This window comes from Microbacterium sp. NPDC078814, from assembly GCF_040702645.1.
GTDB lineage: Bacteria > Actinomycetota > Actinomycetes > Actinomycetales > Microbacteriaceae > Microbacterium.
In genome coordinates this window covers 77,758-94,946 of record NZ_JBFBLT010000003.1, presented here as the reverse complement: position 1 = coordinate 94,946, position 17,189 = coordinate 77,758, and the positions used below count along the sequence as shown (strand labels likewise).

Annotated in this window: 11 protein-coding genes and 1 pseudogene; 4 read left to right on the top strand and 8 right to left on the bottom strand. The window is 71.9% G+C overall.

The genetic code is table 11. The annotated features are described in order from the left end of the window. Positions 1 to 109: 109 nt before the first annotated feature. Positions 110 to 808: an NRDE family protein gene (locus AB0300_RS06635; protein ID WP_303709355.1), complete on the bottom strand. Its 699-nt coding sequence runs from the start codon at positions 806 to 808 to the stop codon at positions 110 to 112. An 87-nt stretch (positions 809 to 895) separates the two neighbouring features. On the opposite strand from AB0300_RS06635, the gene coaBC reads away from it, so the two are divergent. Next, positions 896 to 2,095 carry a bifunctional phosphopantothenoylcysteine decarboxylase/phosphopantothenate--cysteine ligase CoaBC gene (gene coaBC / locus AB0300_RS06630; protein WP_366215703.1) on the top strand — a complete coding sequence of 400 codons (1,200 nt, stop codon included), beginning with the start codon at positions 896 to 898 and terminating at the stop codon, positions 2,093 to 2,095. Between the two features lie 85 nt (positions 2,096 to 2,180). After that, entirely contained in the window at positions 2,181 to 4,391 is a 2,211-nt protein-coding gene (locus AB0300_RS06625; protein WP_315108429.1) for an AAA family ATPase, read from the top strand. 67 nt (positions 4,392 to 4,458) lie between these two features. On the opposite strand, the gene AB0300_RS06620 is transcribed toward AB0300_RS06625, so the two are convergent. Together AB0300_RS06620 and AB0300_RS06615 are read right to left on the bottom strand one after the other, a co-directional pair. Beyond that, positions 4,459 to 5,046, bottom strand: coding sequence for a nitroreductase family protein (locus AB0300_RS06620; protein ID WP_366215702.1), 588 nt, complete (start codon positions 5,044 to 5,046; stop codon positions 4,459 to 4,461). A 102-nt stretch (positions 5,047 to 5,148) separates the two neighbouring features. Further along, complete coding sequence (locus AB0300_RS06615) at positions 5,149 to 6,057, bottom strand: LysR substrate-binding domain-containing protein (protein ID WP_366215701.1); 909 nt, start codon at positions 6,055 to 6,057, stop codon at positions 5,149 to 5,151. Positions 6,058 to 6,194: 137 nt separating this feature from the next. Here AB0300_RS06615 and AB0300_RS06610 point away from each other — a divergent pair. Continuing rightward, positions 6,195 to 9,651, top strand: a pseudogene (locus AB0300_RS06610) (bifunctional proline dehydrogenase/L-glutamate gamma-semialdehyde dehydrogenase). Positions 9,652 to 9,735: 84 nt separating this feature from the next. Here the strand turns inward: AB0300_RS06610 and AB0300_RS06605 are convergent. From AB0300_RS06605 to AB0300_RS06585, 5 genes are all read right to left on the bottom strand, one after another. Then, complete coding sequence (locus tag AB0300_RS06605; protein ID WP_366215700.1) at positions 9,736 to 10,818, bottom strand: ABC transporter permease; 1,083 nt, start codon at positions 10,816 to 10,818, stop codon at positions 9,736 to 9,738. Beyond that, complete coding sequence (locus AB0300_RS06600) at positions 10,815 to 11,699, bottom strand: ATP-binding cassette domain-containing protein (protein WP_338567254.1); 885 nt, start codon at positions 11,697 to 11,699, stop codon at positions 10,815 to 10,817. The genes AB0300_RS06605 and AB0300_RS06600 overlap by 4 nt, the downstream gene beginning before the upstream one ends. A 106-nt stretch (positions 11,700 to 11,805) precedes the next feature. Beyond that, on the bottom strand, positions 11,806 to 12,987 hold the full coding sequence (locus tag AB0300_RS06595) for a benzoate/H(+) symporter BenE family transporter (protein ID WP_085605660.1): 1,182 nt from the start codon (positions 12,985 to 12,987) through the stop codon (positions 11,806 to 11,808). 38 nt (positions 12,988 to 13,025) lie between these two features. Continuing rightward, positions 13,026 to 13,715: a response regulator transcription factor gene (locus AB0300_RS06590; RefSeq protein ID WP_338566882.1), complete on the bottom strand. Its 690-nt coding sequence runs from the start codon at positions 13,713 to 13,715 to the stop codon at positions 13,026 to 13,028. Further along, a complete protein-coding gene (locus AB0300_RS06585; protein WP_126894462.1) occupies positions 13,712 to 14,965 on the bottom strand; it encodes a sensor histidine kinase in 1,254 nt (417 codons plus the stop codon). The genes AB0300_RS06590 and AB0300_RS06585 overlap by 4 nt, the downstream gene beginning before the upstream one ends. Positions 14,966 to 15,156: 191 nt before the next feature. Between AB0300_RS06585 and AB0300_RS06580 the strand changes: the two genes are divergently transcribed. Next, positions 15,157 to 17,181 carry a carboxypeptidase-like regulatory domain-containing protein gene (locus AB0300_RS06580; protein WP_366215699.1) on the top strand — a complete coding sequence of 675 codons (2,025 nt, stop codon included), beginning with the start codon at positions 15,157 to 15,159 and terminating at the stop codon, positions 17,179 to 17,181. The last annotated feature ends 8 nt before the right edge of the window (positions 17,182 to 17,189 follow it).

Genomic DNA, 17,189 nt, shown 5'->3' with positions numbered 1-17,189 from the left:
GGGCGGGAAGCGGCGGGGCGGGCGGGATCAGAAAGGGGCCGCGGGCGGACGGCGGGGGTGCTGTTTTCATCCCGCGGCGCGAGAGGGGGGGTGGGGAGACGGAGGGGAGTCAGTGCCAGTGGGCGGGAGAGGGGAGGGTGACGTCGCGGACGTCGACCCCGGCGGGCGTGACCGTGGCGACCGCGTAGAGGAGGGACTGCGTCGGGTACCCGTGCGGGCGGTTGTCGCGGATGATGGCGCGGTCGTCTTCCGGGGGCAGGGTCGCCGAGGATCCGAGGAGAGCGGTCCACTCGGCCGTCCAGTCGGCGCTCGCCGCGGCGGGCCCGAGCGCCCGGAATTCCGGGAGCCACGCGGCGATGCGCGGGGTCTCCTCGTCGTCGAGGTCGTCGTGGGCGATCATGTGTGTTCCGGGCTCGATCGGGGTCTCCCGCAACTCGGCACCGTCCCAGGAGAGCACTCGCGCGCCCTCCGGACCGACTTCGAGCAGATTGAAGCCGTGCATCGGCGGGGCTCCCTGCGGAGAACGCCCGGTGACCGCGGCGAGCGGAAGGGTGCCGCGGGAGACGGCCGCGGTCGCGGAGAGGTCCTGCACATCGGCGCGGTTGAGGAGTACGGCGAGGCGTCGTTCGGCGGGGTTCACGGCGAGCCAGGCCCCACCGGCGCGGCGGTCGCGGATGCCGATCACCCCCGGATACTCCTCGGGCCACCACGCGCCCAGGGCGTCCCACTCCCGGGTCGGGTCCTCGTCGCGGACGGCCAGCAGCCGCGCGGATCCCGGAGCCTCGACATCGATCACCACCGTGCACACGCCTCCGAGTCTAGGTCGGCCGGGGCGGGCGGGGACGGATCCGCCCGCGACGGCCCGGGCGTCCGGACCCTGGGGCAGAATCGAGGCGTGAACATCGTCGTGGGAGTCACGGGCGGCATCGCCGCGTACAAGACGGTGCACCTCGTGCGCCTGCTCACCAAGGCCGGTCATGACGTGACCGTCGTGCCCACGGAGGATGCGCTGCGCTTCGTGGGCCTGCCGACCTGGGAGGCCTTGAGCCGGCACCCGGTGACGACGAGCGTGCATGAGGACGTCGCCCGCGTCCGGCACATCGCCCTGGGGCAGGGGGCGGACCTCGTCGTGATCGCCCCGGCCACGGCGAACTCCCTCGCGAAGATGGCCGCGGGCCTCGCCGACGACCTCCTCGGCACGACGCTGCTCGCGACCGAGGCGCCGGTGCTCGTCGCCCCCGCGATGCACGCGGAGATGTGGCGGAACCCCGCCACGCAGACGAACATGGCGACGCTCCGGGACCGCGGCGTGCACGTGGTCGGCCCCGCCGACGGCGAACTGGCCGGCGGCGACAGCGGCCCCGGTCGCATGGTCGAGCCGGAGGAGATCCTTGCCGCAGCCCAGGCGCTGATGACGCCGGGCGACCTCGCGGGCGTGCGGGTCGTCGTCTCGGCGGGCGGCACGCGGGAGCCCATCGATCCGGTGCGCTTCCTCGGCAACCGGAGCAGCGGGCGCCAGGGAGTCGCGCTCGCGGCGGAGGCGGCGGCACGCGGCGCGGAGGTGACGCTCGTCGCGGCGAACGTCGCCGGGGACGTGCTCGCGGAGGCCCGCCACCCGAAGATCCGGATCGTCCGGGTCGGCACGGCTGCCGAGCTGTCCGCGGCGATGAAGGAGGAGGCGGCGACGGCCGACGTCGTGCTGATGGCGGCGGCGGTGGCCGACTACCGCCCGGTCGAGGTCTCCGCCCGGAAGCTCACCAAGGACCGCGGCGGCGTCGGCACGATCGAACTCGTCGAGAACGAGGACATCGTCGCCGCGCTCGTCGACACCCGGCGGGAAGGGCAGCTCATCGTCGCGTTCGCGGCGGAGACCCCGGAGGACGAGGCCGAGCTGCTCGCGCGCGCCCGCGGCAAGCAGGAGCGCAAGGGGGTCGACCTCCTGGTGGTGAACGAGGTCGGCTGGGAGCAGGGTTTCGAACGTGGCGAGAACGCCGTGCACATCCTCGCTCGCGGAGGAGCCCTGGCACGGACCGCGGCCGGGACCAAGCGCGAGGTGGCGGCGGCCGTCTGGGACGAGGTCGCCCGCGAGAGGTGAGAGGTGGTGGAGCCGCGCACCGCCGAATGCTAAACTTGAGTCAATCAAACTCAACTTTCAGAAGGAGCATCTCCAGGAGGAGCGCATGACCACCCCGCAGACCGGATCCCCGAACCAGGAACAGCAGTCCGCCCTCGAGCAGTTCGGCATCAACCTGACCGACCGTGCCCGCGAGGGCAAGCTCGACCCCGTCATCGGACGGGACAGTGAGATCCGGCGCGTCAGCCAGGTGCTCACCCGCCGCACCAAGAATAACCCGGTGCTGATCGGTGAGCCCGGCGTCGGCAAGACCGCGGTGGTCGAAGGCCTCGCGCAGCGCATCGTCGCAGGCGACGTCGCCGAGTCCCTCAAGGACAAGGAACTCGTCTCGCTCGACATCTCCGCGCTCGTCGCGGGCGCCATGTACCGCGGCCAGTTCGAGGAGCGCCTGAAGCAGGTGCTCAAGGAGATCACCGAGTCGGACGGCCGGATCATCACGTTCATCGACGAGCTGCACGTGCTCATGGGCGCGGGCGGGGGCGAGGGGTCGGTCGCGGCTTCGAACATGCTCAAGCCGATGCTGGCCCGCGGCGAGCTGCGGCTCATCGGCGCCACCACCCTCAACGAGTACCGCGAGTTCATCGAGAAGGACGCCGCCCTCGAGCGGCGCTTCCAGCAGGTGTACGTCGGCGAGCCGACGGTCGAGGACACGATCGCGATCCTCCGCGGACTCAAGGGGCGTTACGAGGCGCACCACGGGGTGACCATCTCCGACAGCGCGCTCGTGGCCGCGGCCTCGCTCTCCAACCGCTACCTGCCCGCGCGGCAGCTGCCGGACAAGGCCATCGACCTGATCGACGAGTCGATGTCGCGTCTGAAGATGGAGATCGACTCGTCTCCCGTCGAGATCGACCAGCTCAAGCGTCAGGTCGACCGGCTGAAGCTGGAGGAGCTCGCGCTCAAGCGGGAGAAGGACGCCGCGTCCAAGGAGCGCCTCGGAACCCTCCGCGAGCACCTCGTCGAGCTCGAGAAGGAGCTCGCCGGACTCGAGGCCCGATGGGCGCGGGAGCGGCAGGGCCTGAACCGGGTCGGGGAGCTGAAGAAGCAGCTCGACGACGCGATCACCCAGCGCGACCTCGCCATGCGCAACGCCGACTACACGAAGGCGTCGAAGCTCGAGTACGAGACGATCAAGCGCCTGGAGCGCGACATCGCCGAAGCCGAGCAGGCCGAGGCCACCGCCTCGAGCGAACCGCGCATGGTGAACGAGCAGGTCACCGAGGAGGACATCGCGGCCGTGATCGCGGCCTGGACCGGCATTCCGGTCGGGCGGCTGCTGCAGGGGGAGAGCGAGAAGCTGCTCCACCTGGAGAACGAGCTCGGCAAGCGACTCATCGGCCAGAAGGACGCCGTCAAGGCGGTGTCCGACGCGGTGCGCCGCTCGCGCGCGGGGATCAGCGATCCCGGTCGGCCGACCGGATCGTTCCTGTTCCTCGGACCGACCGGTGTCGGCAAGACTGAGCTGGCCAAGGCGCTCGCGCAGTTCCTCTTCGACGACGAGCACGCCATGGTGCGCATCGACATGTCGGAGTACGGCGAGAAGCACTCGGTCTCCCGGCTCGTCGGGGCCCCTCCCGGGTACGTCGGCTACGAGCAGGGCGGTCAGCTCACCGAGGCCGTGCGGCGCCGTCCGTACAGCGTGATCCTGCTCGACGAGGTCGAGAAGGCGCACCCCGAGGTGTTCGACGTGCTGCTGCAGGTGCTCGACGACGGGCGGCTGACCGACGGGCAGGGGCGCACGGTCGACTTCTCGAACGTGATCCTCATCCTGACCTCCAACCTGGGCTCGCCGATCCTCATCGACCCCGTGCTCTCCGTGCAGGAGAAGCGGGAGCAGGTGATGGCGCTCGTTCGCCAGGCGTTCCGGCCGGAGTTCCTGAACCGTCTCGACGACATCGTGATGTTCCAGGCCCTCACCGAAGACGACCTCGCGCAGATCGTGGAGCTGTCGGTCGATCAGCTGCACGACCGGCTGCGCGACCGTCGGCTCACGCTCGCGGTCACTCCCGGGGCGCGGTCGTGGCTGGCCGAGCGCGGGTACGACCCGGTGTTCGGCGCCCGCCCGCTGCGTCGCCTCATCCAGACCGAGGTGCAGAACAAGCTGGCGACCGCCCTCCTCTCGGGCGGCGTGCACGACGGCGACACCGTCCGGGTGGACGTGGCGGCCGACGGCACGGGCCTCGTGCTCACCGCGACGACCCCCGAGCCGGAGGTCGAGGACGACGACGTGATCGAGGCCGAGCTGCTCGACGACTGATCGGCATCGGCAGACGACGAAAGGCCCGGTATGCGCGACGCATACCGGGCCTTCCGTGTGTCGCTGCTCAGGCGCTGAGGACGACGGTCTCCGCGATCGGACGGCGCACGCGCGGGGCGACCTCGCGCTCCTGCAGCACCTCCGGCAGAGCTTCGATGTCGCCGAACTCGCCGACGGCGATGACGGTGGCGGGGGTGAAGCGGGGCTCCAGGTCGGCGAACTCGCGGACGACCTCGGGGTCGAAGCCGCTCATCTGGTGCACGACGAGGCCGTCGTGGTGGGCCTGCACGGAGAAGTGCGCCACGGCCTGGCCGAGGTCGTAGAACGCGTGGCTGATCGGCGTGCCGTCGGCGGTCGCGGTCTCGGCGATCGCGACGACGAGCACGGCCGCGTTGCCGGCCCAGGCCTGGTTGAAGCCCATGAGCGCGTCGACGATTTGGGCGTGTAGGGCGGTGCCGCGGCGGGCGACGATGAAGCGCCAGGGCTGGGTGTTGTTGGCGGAGGGGCTCCAGCGGGCGGCCTCGAGAGCGGTGGCGAGCTTGGCCTCGTCGATCGGGTGCTGCGCGTCGTAGGCGCGGGGGCTCCAGCGGCCGGCGAGGACGTCGAGGACGGGGTGCTCGGTCGGGGCGGTGCGGTCGATGACGGGAGTGCTCACAGAAGTGCCTTTCGGACGGAGGGGATCGGACGCCGTCGTCCGGGTACACGGGGGATGAACCGATGCATGTGCATGCATATTCCCGGAACCGTGTGCGCCGCGTCAGTCCAGGAGGTTGCGGGAGGCGGCGTCGGCGAGCGCGGCGCGGACGGCGCGGATCGACGGGGCGTCCGCGGAGACCCGACGCGCGGAGGAGAAGATCTCCCGGCGCGGTTCGTGCGGGAGCGGGGCGAGGTCGACCGTCGGGGTATCGCCGGCCCACACGAGCTCGGGGAGCAGCCCGACCGCGAGTCCCGCGTGGATGAGCCGGACGTGCGCGGTGAGGTCGGCGAGCTCGAAGCGCACGTCGGGCTCGAACCCGGCGGTGCGGCAGAGCTGCTCGGCCCACGCGCGGGAGGCGGTCCCCGCGGGTTCGAGCACCCACGGCTCGGCGCGGGTCGCCCACAGGGCCGCGACGGGATCGGCGGATTCCGACGCTCCCGGACGCCGGGCGAGGGCGATGGCGTCGTGGGCGAGCACCACGCGGTCGAGGTCGGCGTGGATGGGGCGCGTATGGCCCGGATACTGCTCCGCGAGGATAAGGTCGTAGTCGCGGCTGGAGACGCCCACCAGCCCGGACTCGGGGTCGCGCTCGGTCACCTCGACGCGCAGGGCGGGGTGGCGCGCGCCGAGGGCTGCGAGCGCGCGGGGCAGCAGGGAGTGCGCGGTGGACTGGAACACCGCGAGGCGCACGGTGCCGGTCACCTCGGTGAGCGACTCGGCGACGGCGACCTGGGCGTGCTCGAGCTGATCGAGGATGCCGATGGCCTCGGCCACCAGGACGGTCCCCTGCGGCGTGAACTGCACGCCGCGACCGACCCGACGCAGCAGCGGCACCCCGACATCACGCTCGAGCGCGGCGAGCTGCTGGGACACGGAGGCCTTGCTGTAGGACAGCGCATCCGCCACGGCGGAGAGGGTCCCGCGACGCGACAGCTCCACGAGCAGACGCAGGCGATGGACGTCGAGCACGGCGGTTCCGATCGTTCGGGAAGAGTGAACAGAATCCACTCGAATCGGTTGATAGACGGAGCCTACCGACCGGCTGGACAATGATCCAGCCGCACACGACACCCGGGTGTGCGAGGCCGAGGAAGGTACCCCGCTTCATGACCGTCATCGACGACACCACCCCCCGCACCGAAGAGGTCGCCGCGCTCGTGCAGCGCTGGCTCGCCGAGAGCGAGACCCACCCGGTCGAGCCGGCCGCGCAGCGCCTGTCCGAAGTGCTCAAGGATCCGAACGGCCTCGCCTTCACGGTCGGCTTCGTCGACGGCGTCATGCGTCCGGAGGATCTGCGGGTCGCCGGCCGCAAGCTCGCCGAGCTGTCCGACATCACGCCCACGCTGCTGCCCGGCTACCTCCGTGCCGCCATCAAGGCCGGTGGGTTCTGGGCGCCGAAACTCCCGAACGTCGTCGTCCCGATCTCGCGGCGCGTGCTGCGGGCCATGGTGGGCCACCTCGTGCTCGACGCCACGCCGTCCAAGCTCGGCCCCGCGATCGCCAAGCTCCGCAAGACCGGCAACCGTCTGAACCTGAACCTCCTCGGCGAGGCCGTGCTCGGCGAGCGCGAGGCGGGCCGCCGACTGCAGGGGCACGTACGACTTCCTCGCCCGTCCGGACGTCGACTACGTCTCGATCAAGGTCTCGAGCGTCGTCAGCCAGCTCTCCATGTGGTCGTTCGACGAGGCCGTCGCCGACGTCGTCGAGAAGCTCACCCCGCTGTACCGGCTCGCGGCGAAGGCCGAGGCGAAGGGCGCCCGCACCGGCACCCAGAAGTTGATCAACCTCGACATGGAGGAGTACCGCGATCTCGACCTCACGATCGCGGCCTTCACGAGCATCCTCGACCAGCCCGGCCTGGAAGACCTCGAGGCCGGCATCGTGCTGCAGGCCTACCTGCCCGATGCGCTCGGCGCCATGCAGCGTCTCCAGGAGTGGGCCGCCGCACGCCGCGCCAAGGGCGGAGCGCCGATCAAGGTGCGCGTGGTCAAGGGCGCGAACCTCGCGATGGAGGAGGTCGACGCGAAGGTGCACGGCTGGCCGCTCGCGACCTACGGCACCAAGCAGGACTCCGACACGAACTACAAGCGCGTGCTCGACTGGGCGATGACGCCCGAGCGGCTCGACGCCGTGCGCATCGGCGTCGCCGGTCACAACCTCTTCGACATCGCCTACACCTGGCTGCTCGCGAAGGCCCGTGGCGTGACCGAGGCCGTGGAGTACGAGATGCTGCTCGGCATGGCGACCGGGCAGGCCGAGGCCGTCCGCAAGGACGTCGGCCGCCTCCTGCTCTACACGCCGGTCGTGAACCCGGCGGAGTTCGACGTCGCGATCGCCTATCTCGTGCGCCGCCTCGAGGAGAACGCGAGCCCCGAGAACTTCATGTCCGCCGTGTTCGAGCTGGCGTCGAACCCGACTCTGCTCACCCGCGAGCGGGAGCGCTTCGAGCGCTCTCTCGCCGCGCTCGTCGCCGACCCGTCGGTACCCGCCCCGAACCGCACGCAGGACCGCACGGCCCCGCGCCCTGACGGCACCACGCACGGCTTCGCGAACGAGCCCGACACCGATCCGGCGCTCGCCGCGAACCGTGCCTGGGGCCGGGAGATCCTGCAGCGCTCGGTGTCGTCGACGCTCGGCCGGGACGCGATCGCGGCCGCCCGCATCGAGACCGACGCCGAGCTGGACGCCGTGTTCGCCGCCGCCACGTCCGCCGCCGAGAGATGGGCGGCGCTCCCCGCCGCCGAGCGCGCCGCCGTCCTGCACCGTGCGGGCGATGAGCTCGCCGCCCGCCGCGGCGAGCTGCTGGAGATCATGGCGCACGAGGCCGGCAAGACCATCGCGGAGGCCGACCCCGAGGTCAGCGAGGCGATCGACTTCGCGCACTACTACGCCGAGCGGGCGAAGGATCTCGAGGCCATCCCCGGCGCCGAGTTCGTGCCGTCGAAGGTGACCGTGGTCACGCCGCCGTGGAACTTCCCCGTGGCGATCCCCGCCGGCGGTGTGCTCGCCGGCCTCGCCTCCGGATCCGGCGTGATCATCAAGCCCGCGAAGCTCACCCAGCGGTGCGGTGCCGTGATGGTCGAGGCGCTGTGGGCGGCGGGCGTCCCGCGCGATCTGCTCGCCCTCGTCGACCTCGCCTCCCGCGACCTCGGCACCCGCCTGGTCGCGAGCCCCCAGGTCGACCGGGTCATCCTCACCGGGGCCTACGAGACCGCGCAGCTCTTCCGCTCCTTCCGGGCCGACCTGCCGCTGCTCGCCGAGACGAGCGGCAAGAACGCCATCATCGTGACGCCGTCGGCCGACCTCGACCTCGCGGCCGCCGACGTCGCCCGCAGCGCGTTCGGCCACGCCGGGCAGAAGTGCTCGGCCGCGTCGCTGGCGATCCTCGTCGGGTCGGTGGCCGACTCGAAGCGCTTCGAGCGGCAGCTCGTGGACGCGGTCACCTCGATGCGCGTCGGGCTGCCCGATGACCCCGCCACGCAGATGGGGCCGATCATCGAGCCCGCGAACGGCAAGCTCCTCACCGCGCTCACCACGCTCGACAAGGGCGAGCGCTGGCTCGTGGAGCCCCGGAAGCTCGACGACGAGGGGAAGCAGTGGACCCCGGGGGTGAGGACCGGCGTGCGCGAGGGCTCGTACTTCCACCTGACCGAGTTCTTCGGACCCGTGCTCGGCATCATGCACGCGAAGGACCTCGACGAGGCCATCCGGCTGCAGAACGCCGTCGACTACGGCCTCACCGCGGGGCTGCACTCGCTGGACTCCGCCGAGGTCGCGACCTGGCTGGACCGCGTCGAGGCCGGCAACCTGTACGTGAACCGGGGCATCACCGGCGCCATCGTGCAGCGTCAGCCGTTCGGCGGCTGGAAGCGCTCGGCCGTGGGCGCCGGAGCCAAGGCCGGCGGCCCCAACTACCTCTTCGGTCTCGGTGAGTGGCGTGCGGGCGAGCTGCCCGCCGCGGCTCCGGGGGCGGCGGTGACCCCCGCCGTGACCGGGCTACTGGAGGCGGCCGCGCCCGAGCTCGACCCCGTGGGCATCGAGTGGCTGCACCGCGCCGCGGCCGCCGACGAGCGGGCGTGGATCGACGAGTTCGGCGCCGTGAGCGACAAGTCCGGACTCGGGGTCGAGCGCAACGTGTTCCGGTACCGTCCGGTGGCGGTCGACGTGCGCATCGCCGAGGACGCGCCGCTGGCCGAGGGAGTCCGCGTGCTCGCCGCGGCCCTGCGCAGCGGCAGCCCGTTCACCGTGTCGGCCGCGTCGCTGCCGTCCCGCGTGGAGAAGGCGCTCAAGACCCAGGGCGTGGCCGTGAAGACCGAGTCGGATGCCGCGTGGACCAAGCGCTACGCGAAGGGCGCCCGGTCGTGGCAGCGGGTGCGGCTCGTCGGTGGCGATGCCGCCGCGCTGCACACGGCCCTCGACGGCAGCCCCGACGTCGCGGTATGGTCGCACGCCGTGACCGGAGCGGGCCGGGTCGAGATGCTCCCGTTCCTGCACGAGCAGGCCGTGTCGATCACCAACCACCGCTTCGGCAACCCCACCACCCTCTCCGACGGCCTCCTCTGACGCCGAGACCCCGGGTACACGTCGAGACCCCCTGCTGCACGCGCGTGCAGCAGGGGGTCTCGGCGCGAAAGCGGGGTCTCGGGATCAGCCGCGCAGAGCCTCGGCGAGCTTCACGCGCGAGCCCATCCGGAGCAGGGAGTTCTCGTAGATCTTCGCGCCGACGACGATCGCCGCGACGCAGCTCGCCAGGAGGATCGCGAGGCTCAGGAGCGGCTCCCACCACTGCGCCTCGCCGACGAACAAGCGCATGGGCATGCCGACCGGAGCCGAGAACGGCACGTACGACATGATCGTCAGTACCAGCGGGTTGTCGTTGAACACGATCACCAGCACGTACGGCGCCATGATGAGCATCGTGATGGGGGTCGTCGTCGAGCCGATGTCCTCCTGGCGGGACACCATGGAGGCCGCCGCCGCGAACATCGCCGCGAGCAGGATGAACCCGAACAGGAAGAACACCGCGAACCAGATGATGGGGGCGCCGAGGGTGGTCAGCACCTCCCGCTGACCCGTCACGATGAGGCCGATCGTGGCGACGGCCGCGAGGGCGAGGATCTGTCCCATCGCGAGCACCGTGTTGCCGATCACCTTGCCGGCGAGCAGCGTGCGCGCCGGGATCGCCGACAGCAGCACCTCCACGACCCTGGTCTGCTTCTCCTCGACCACGCTCTGCGCGATGGTGCCGCCGAACGTGGCCGCGGCCATCATGAAGACGAGCCCGAATGCGATCGCGATGAAGTAGCGCAGCAGCGGGTTGGTGGTGACCGGCTCGAGGATCACGACTTCGGGCGAGAGCGACAGCGCGGACACGAGCGATCCGGGCGCATCCTCCAGAGCGACGATCGTGTATCCGGCGGGGTTGTCGCCCGGGAGCACCGCCGCGTCGACGTCGCCGTCGCGGACCAGCTCCTCGGCCTCGGCGCGGGAGGCGACCTCGGTCACCTCAACGTCGGGCAGCGCGGACACGGCGCCTGTGGTCTCCGCGGTCACCGCGACGGGCATGGCGTCGGTGTTCTGACTCGCGAAGCCGCCGAACAGCACGCCGGCGAGGGCGAGGACGAGCAGGATGCCGGTCGAGATCAGGAACGCCTTGCTGCGGAGCTTGGAGCCGATCTCCCGCTCGGCGACCAGCCAGATCCCGTTCCGCGCTGGGGTCGAGGCGTTCACTGGATGACCTCCTTGAAGATCTGGGCGAGGGAGGGGTGCTTGGGCGCGAAGCTCGCGACGTCGCCGCGCGCGACCGCCGACTGCAGCACGCGCTGGGCGGTGTCGGGGCCGTCCGCATCGAAGAGCGCGTAGCCGCCCTCGAAGTCGACGACCGTGACCCCGGGTTCGGTGCGCAGCCACCCGGCGTCGCCCGCGGAGATGAGCTCGTACCGGTCGCGGGCGTGCTCGGCGCGGAGCCCGTCCCGGGACCCGGCGGCACGGATGGTGCCCCCGGCGAGGATGACGAGGTCGTCGCAGAGGCGCTCGACCACGTCGAGTTGGTGGGAGGAGAAGAGGATCGAGGCGCCGCGGGCCGCGCTGGCCTGCAGGACGCCGGCGACGACATCCACCGCGAGGGGGTCCAGGCCGGAGAAGGGCTCGTCGAGGATCAGCACCTCGGGGTCGTGCACGAGCGACGCGGCGATCTGCGCCCGCTGCTGGTTGCCCAGCGACAGCGACTCGATCGTGTCGTCGAGGCGCTCGCCGAGTCCGAGCTCCGTGAGCAGCGCGGTCGCCCGCTCCGTCGCGTCCGGCTTGCTGAACCCGTGGAGGCGCGCGAGGTAGACGATCTGCTCCAGGACCTTCATCTTCGGGTACAGTCCGCGCTCCTCGGGCATGTAGCCGAAGCGACGGCGGTCGGCGGTGGTGAGGGGCGCCCCGTCGAGGTCGACTCGTCCGCCGTCCGACGACAGCAGCCCGAGGATGATGCGCATGGTCGTGGTCTTGCCGGCGCCGTTGCCGCCGACGAAACCGGTGAGCCGGCCCGGCGCGACCGTGAACGACACGTCGTCCAGCACCCGGCGGCTGCCGTAGCTCTTGGTGATGCCGGAGAGTTCCAGCAGTCCGGTGGTCATGTCGTGGTGCTCCGTCCGAAGGTGATCCGCATGACCTTCACGCTATTGAGCACGGGCGGGGCAGGGCATCCCCCGCAGGGGGGACGGCCACGGATCAGCCGCGGGGCGGACGGCCGGCGTGCAGCACCGTGCGCACGAGCAGGCCGGCGACCAGCGCCCAGAATGCCGCGCTCACCCCGAGAACGGCGATGCCGGAGGCGGCGACGAGGAACGTGACGACCGCGGGGAGGCGCTCGCCGGGGTCGTCGATCGCCTGCTGGACGGCCGCGCCGAAGGCGCCGAACAGCGCGAGTCCCGCGACCGCCGGGATGACCGCCGTCGGGGCGAGCACGACGAGGGTCGCGAAGGCGGCGGAGAACGCCCCCAGCACGAGATAGGACGCCCCCGTGGAGACCCCGGCGAGCCAGCGCCGGTCGGGGTCGGGATCGGCGTCGGGGGACGCGGCGAGGGCCGCACTGATGGCGGCGAGGTTGATCGCGTGCCCGCCGGCCGGAGCGCCGAGGGCCGTGCCGAGACCGGTCACGAGCATCGCCGGACGCCACGGGACCTCGTAACCGAAGCTGCGCATGATCGCGATACCCGGCACGTTCTGCGACGCCATGGTCACGATGAACAGCGGCAGGGCGATGCCGACCAGGGCCCCGACCGTGAAGGCCGGCATCGTCAGCTCGAACCGTGGCAGGAGGACGGCCGGGTCGACCCGGGTCCCCGCGGAGACCAGCGACACGGCGACGACCGCGGCCGCGGCGACGAACGCCAGCGGCACGGCCCACCGGGGAGCCAGTCGGGCGAAGACCAGCCAGGTCAGCACCACCGGGACCACGCCCCAGGGGTTCGCGACGACCCCCGTGATCGGCGCGAGGCAGAGCGGCAGCAGCACTCCCGCCAGCATGGCCTGCGCGATCGACGGAGGGATCCGGGCGATCAAAGCTCCGAGCGCGGGCCAGAGCGCCGTGAGGAGGATGAGGGCCGCGGTCACGAGGAAGGCCCCGACCGCGGCGGGCCAGCCGCCCTCGACGCTACCGGTCGCCACGAGCAGGGCGGCGCCGGGGGTGGACCAGGCGGCCGTGATCGGCATCCGGTAGCGCCAGGCCAGCACGATGCAGGCGAGCCCCATCGCGAGGCTCACGGCGAGGAGTCCGCTGGCCGCCTGCGCCGCCGACGCGCCGACGGCATCGAGGCCCGTGAGCACCACCGCGAACGAGCTCGTGAACCCCACGAGCGCCGTGACGATCCCGGCGACGATCGGACGGGACACGGGGGCGGCGGCGGGCATGGCTCCGAGAGTATCGCGGGGGAGCGGTCCGCCTCCGGTCAGGCCAGCCCCATCCGATGCGCGAGCACGACGGCCTGCACGCGGTCCCGGGCGCCGAGCTTCTGGAGGATGCGGGAGACGTGGGTCTTCACCGTCGCCTCCCCGATGAACAGGGCGCGAGCGATCTCGGCGTTGCTGCGGGCGTCGGCGAGGAGGGTCAGCACCTCGGCCTCCCGCTCGGTCAGCGGCTCCGCGAGGACGGGAGTCGTGGGCGTCTTCGTCACCGCGCGGGCGGGAGCGGCGCCGGTCTCCGGAGTCGCTCCGGCGAAGCGGGTGAGGACGCGGCGCGTCACCTCGGGTGCCAGCATGCCGTCCCCGGCCGCGAGAGCGCGCACCGCGGAGATGAGATCCTCGGCGCCCGCGTTCTTGAGGAGGAATCCGCTCGCGCCGGCTTCGAGCGCCTGATAGAGGTAGTCGTCGCGATCGAACGTGGTCACGATCGCGATCGCGGCGCTCACCGTGGGGTCGGCCACGAGGCGGCGCGTCGCCTCGATCCCGTCCATGTCCGGCATCTGCACGTCCATCGTGATCACGTCAGGGCGCAGATCGGCGGCCTGCGCGATGGCCTCCGCCCCGGTCGAGGCCTCGCCGACGACGGTGATGTCGGGCTGGGTGTCGAGGATCGTGCGGAAGCCGGCGCGGAGGAGGGCATGGTCGTCGACGAGGAGCACCCGGATCGGCGCGGTCACCGTGCGGCCTCCGTCACGGGTGCGGCGAGCGGCACCCGCGCTCGCACCCGCACCCCGCCGGGCGCGCGCGGAGCGATCTCGAACGTACCGCCGGAGGCCGCGGCGCGCTCCCGCATCCCGAGCTGGCCGAGGCCGGGACGCAGCTGGGCGATGGCACGACCGGTGTTCACGACCTCGACCTCTACGCCGTCCTCGTCGTAGCGCACGCGCACGTCCGCAGTCGCCCCTGGCCCGGCGTGCCGACGGGCGTTGGTCAGCGACTCCTGCGCGATCCGGTACAGGTTCACCGCGACGAGCGAGGGCACCGGCACCGGATCGCCGATCACGGCGTACGCGGTGGGGAGGCCGGCCTCGGTCGATGCCTCCGCCAGGGCGGCGATGTCGTCGAGGGAGACGGTCGATGCCGGCTCGGTCGTGTCGCCGCCGGGAGTGCGCAGGGTCTCCAGCAGCTGGCGCAGCTCCTGGATCGCGTCCCGCGCGGAGGACTCGATCCCGGAGAGGATGCGCGCCGACTGCGCCGGATCGCTCTCGAGCACGAGGCGCGCGGCACCCGCCTGCACGCCCATCACCGATACATGGTGGGCGACGACGTCGTGCAGCTCTCGGGCGATCCGCACCCGGTCGAGGGCCACCGCCTGCGCCGCGGTGACCTCGCGCTCGCGCTCCAGCTCTCGGGTGCGCTCCTCCAGCACGGTGCGCTGCTCCGCCGCCGCCCAGGAGCGCTCGCCGAAGTAGTAGGCGCCGCCGAAGTACAGGACGTTGAGGAGGATCTGGATGAGCATGAAGGCCACATAGGGCGACATGGCACCGGCGACGACGTCCGCCTTGTCCGCCTCGCTGATGGCGTCGCGGTACATGGTGATGAGGAGCCACACGAACATGCCGACGATGATCGCGACACGGACGACCAGGGCCTTCCGGCGGTCGTTCATCCAGGCGCCGACCGTGTAGAGCGCGATGAACATCGCGATGTTGCCGACGTAGATCTCCGGTACCCGGATCGTCACCGCGGTGAAGTAGGCCAGCGACACCACGACGGCCACGGTGCCGGGCCAGCGCCGGCGGAAACCGAGCGGCGCCGCCACCACGACGGCGTAGACGAGGGCGGTCCATAGCGGAGCCTGTTCGTCGCCGTAGACCTGGGCGATGGAGGAGAGCGCCGCGCTGAGGATCGCGCCGACGAAGAGGACGAGCGCGAGGAGGAGGTCGCCGCGCTGGTCGCGCAGGGTCGGCGTCCGGGTGAAGGCCATCCCTCCACCGTAGGGCGGGGGCCGTCGTGCGGCATCCCCCGCGCGACGGAGACGGCCGCCTGTGATCTGCCTATTCCTTTCCGATGCGTCGATCGTCTACCTTCGGAGAAGGCGTTGCCGCGGGATCGGCAGAGCTCGAGGTCGACCGCGACAGCACCGGGCTGCGCCGGCCTCCTCCGGAGGGTGGGGACATGGCGCGACGACGCGCGTTCTTTCGGTCGATCATGGGCGGGGCCGCGGCCCTCGCACTCGCACTGGGCGGCGCGACCGCAGCCGATGCCGCGTCAGGGGGATCCCTGGCGGGGACGGTGACGGCGGCGGCGGACGGTTCGCCTCTCGCGGGCGTCACCGTCTCGGTGTCGACCGACGACGCGTCGGTCTTCGAGTCCACGATGACCGACGCCACGGGTGCGTACCTCGTGCCGGACCTTCCGGCGGGGGAGTATGTCGTGGCCTTCGATGCCTCCGGGACGGACTTCATCTCCGAGTTCTGGGACGATGCGTCGTCGCGGGAGGCCGCGCAGCGTCTCATCGTCGCCGAGGGAGAACCCGTCCACGGTGTCGACGCCGCCCTCACGCTCGGTGGGGCGATCGCCGGCTCCGTGATGCGGCAGGCCGACGGCTCGCCGCTCGAAGGCGTGACCGTGCGCGTGGACTCCGCCGACTTCTCCCGGTCGGATGTCGCGCAGACGGGCGCCGACGGGACCTATCGGATCGACGGTCTCCCTGCCGGCGATTATCGCGTCCGTTTCGATCCCGCCGAGCCGACGTTGGCCGGCGAGTTCTGGGACGACGCGTACGGAGACCGCAAGGCGACGGCCGTTCGCGTGACCGCGGGAGAGGACCGTGGGGGAGTGGATGCCCTCCTCGCCGAGCTCGGCGTCATCCAGGGGTCGATGACGTTGGCGATCGACGGCTCGCCCGTGGCCGGGTGGGTAACCGCGACCGACGACGCGACGGGAGCCTTGGCGCAGGCCGACGTCGCGCCGGACGGGTCGTACACCCTCTCCGTGCCGCCGGGGGAGTACGCGGTGGCGTTCGTTCCCAACGGCGGACGCGGCATCCCCGAGTACTGGAAGGATGCGCGGCAGGAGAAGGACGCGACCAGGATCGCCGTGGCCCCGGGGCAGGCCATCGCGGACATCGATGCGACTCTCGACGCGACCGGGATGATCACCGGCGTGGTGCGCACGTCGGGCGCGCTGTCCGGCGACGCGATCGTGGAGGCGTACAGCGGGGACACCCTCGTCAGCATGGCCTACACGCAGCCCGACGGCTCGTACCGCCTCGCCGTCCCCGCCGGGACTTACATCGTGCGAGCCACGGCGAACGTGTACGACATGATCTTCGCGCCGCAGTTCTTTGACGGCGTCGCGACCCGGGCCGAGGCGACCCCTGTCGTGCTGGCCGCGGGCGGCGATCGCGCGGGAGTGGACTTCGACCTCGCGCCGGGCGGCGCGATCGACGGGACGGTGTCGACCGCGGGCGGTGCCGCGGTCTCCGGGGCGACGGTCACGGCCCTGCTCTGGACGGCGTCCGGCTGGCGGGACGTGGCGACGCTCGACACGGAGGGGCGATTCACTCTGGGTGGGAGAGCGGATCCCGAGGCTCCCGGTGGGTCGCTGCCCGCGGGGGTCTATACGCTGCGGGTGGAGATGCCCGGTTTCTGCACCGGGTACTTCGGCGGCGCGCAGTCGCTCCTCGGGGCCGACACCTTCCGGGTGGAGCCCGGTGCCACCGTGTCGGGACGGGACGTCATGCTGTCCGCGGAGTGCACGGCGCCGTCAGTGTCGCCCACGCTCACCCTCTCGCAGGCCTCGATCCTCGCCGGAGAAGTGCTGACGATCTCGGGATCGGGCTTCGCGCCCGGTGAGGCGGTCACGCTGGAGATCCGGTCGGAGCCGGCCGAACTCGGTCGGGCCGTGGCGGGGATCGACGGGGCGTTCTCGGACGACTTCCGCATTCCCGCGGGGTTCCCGGCCGGAACGCACACCGTGGTCGCGCTGGACGCGCAGCGGAATGTGGTGGCGAGCGTGCGGCTCGACATCGTCCCCGGCGCCTCGGGAGGCACGTCGGGAGAAGCCGTGGCACCGCCGCGGAACGAGGAGAACCTCGCCGCGACCGGCGGCGAGTTCCCGTCCTTCGCGCCGATGGTGGCGGTCGTGCTTCTCCTCGGCGGAGGAGCACTGCTCCGACGCCGTCGTCGGCACGGCTGAGGGGGATG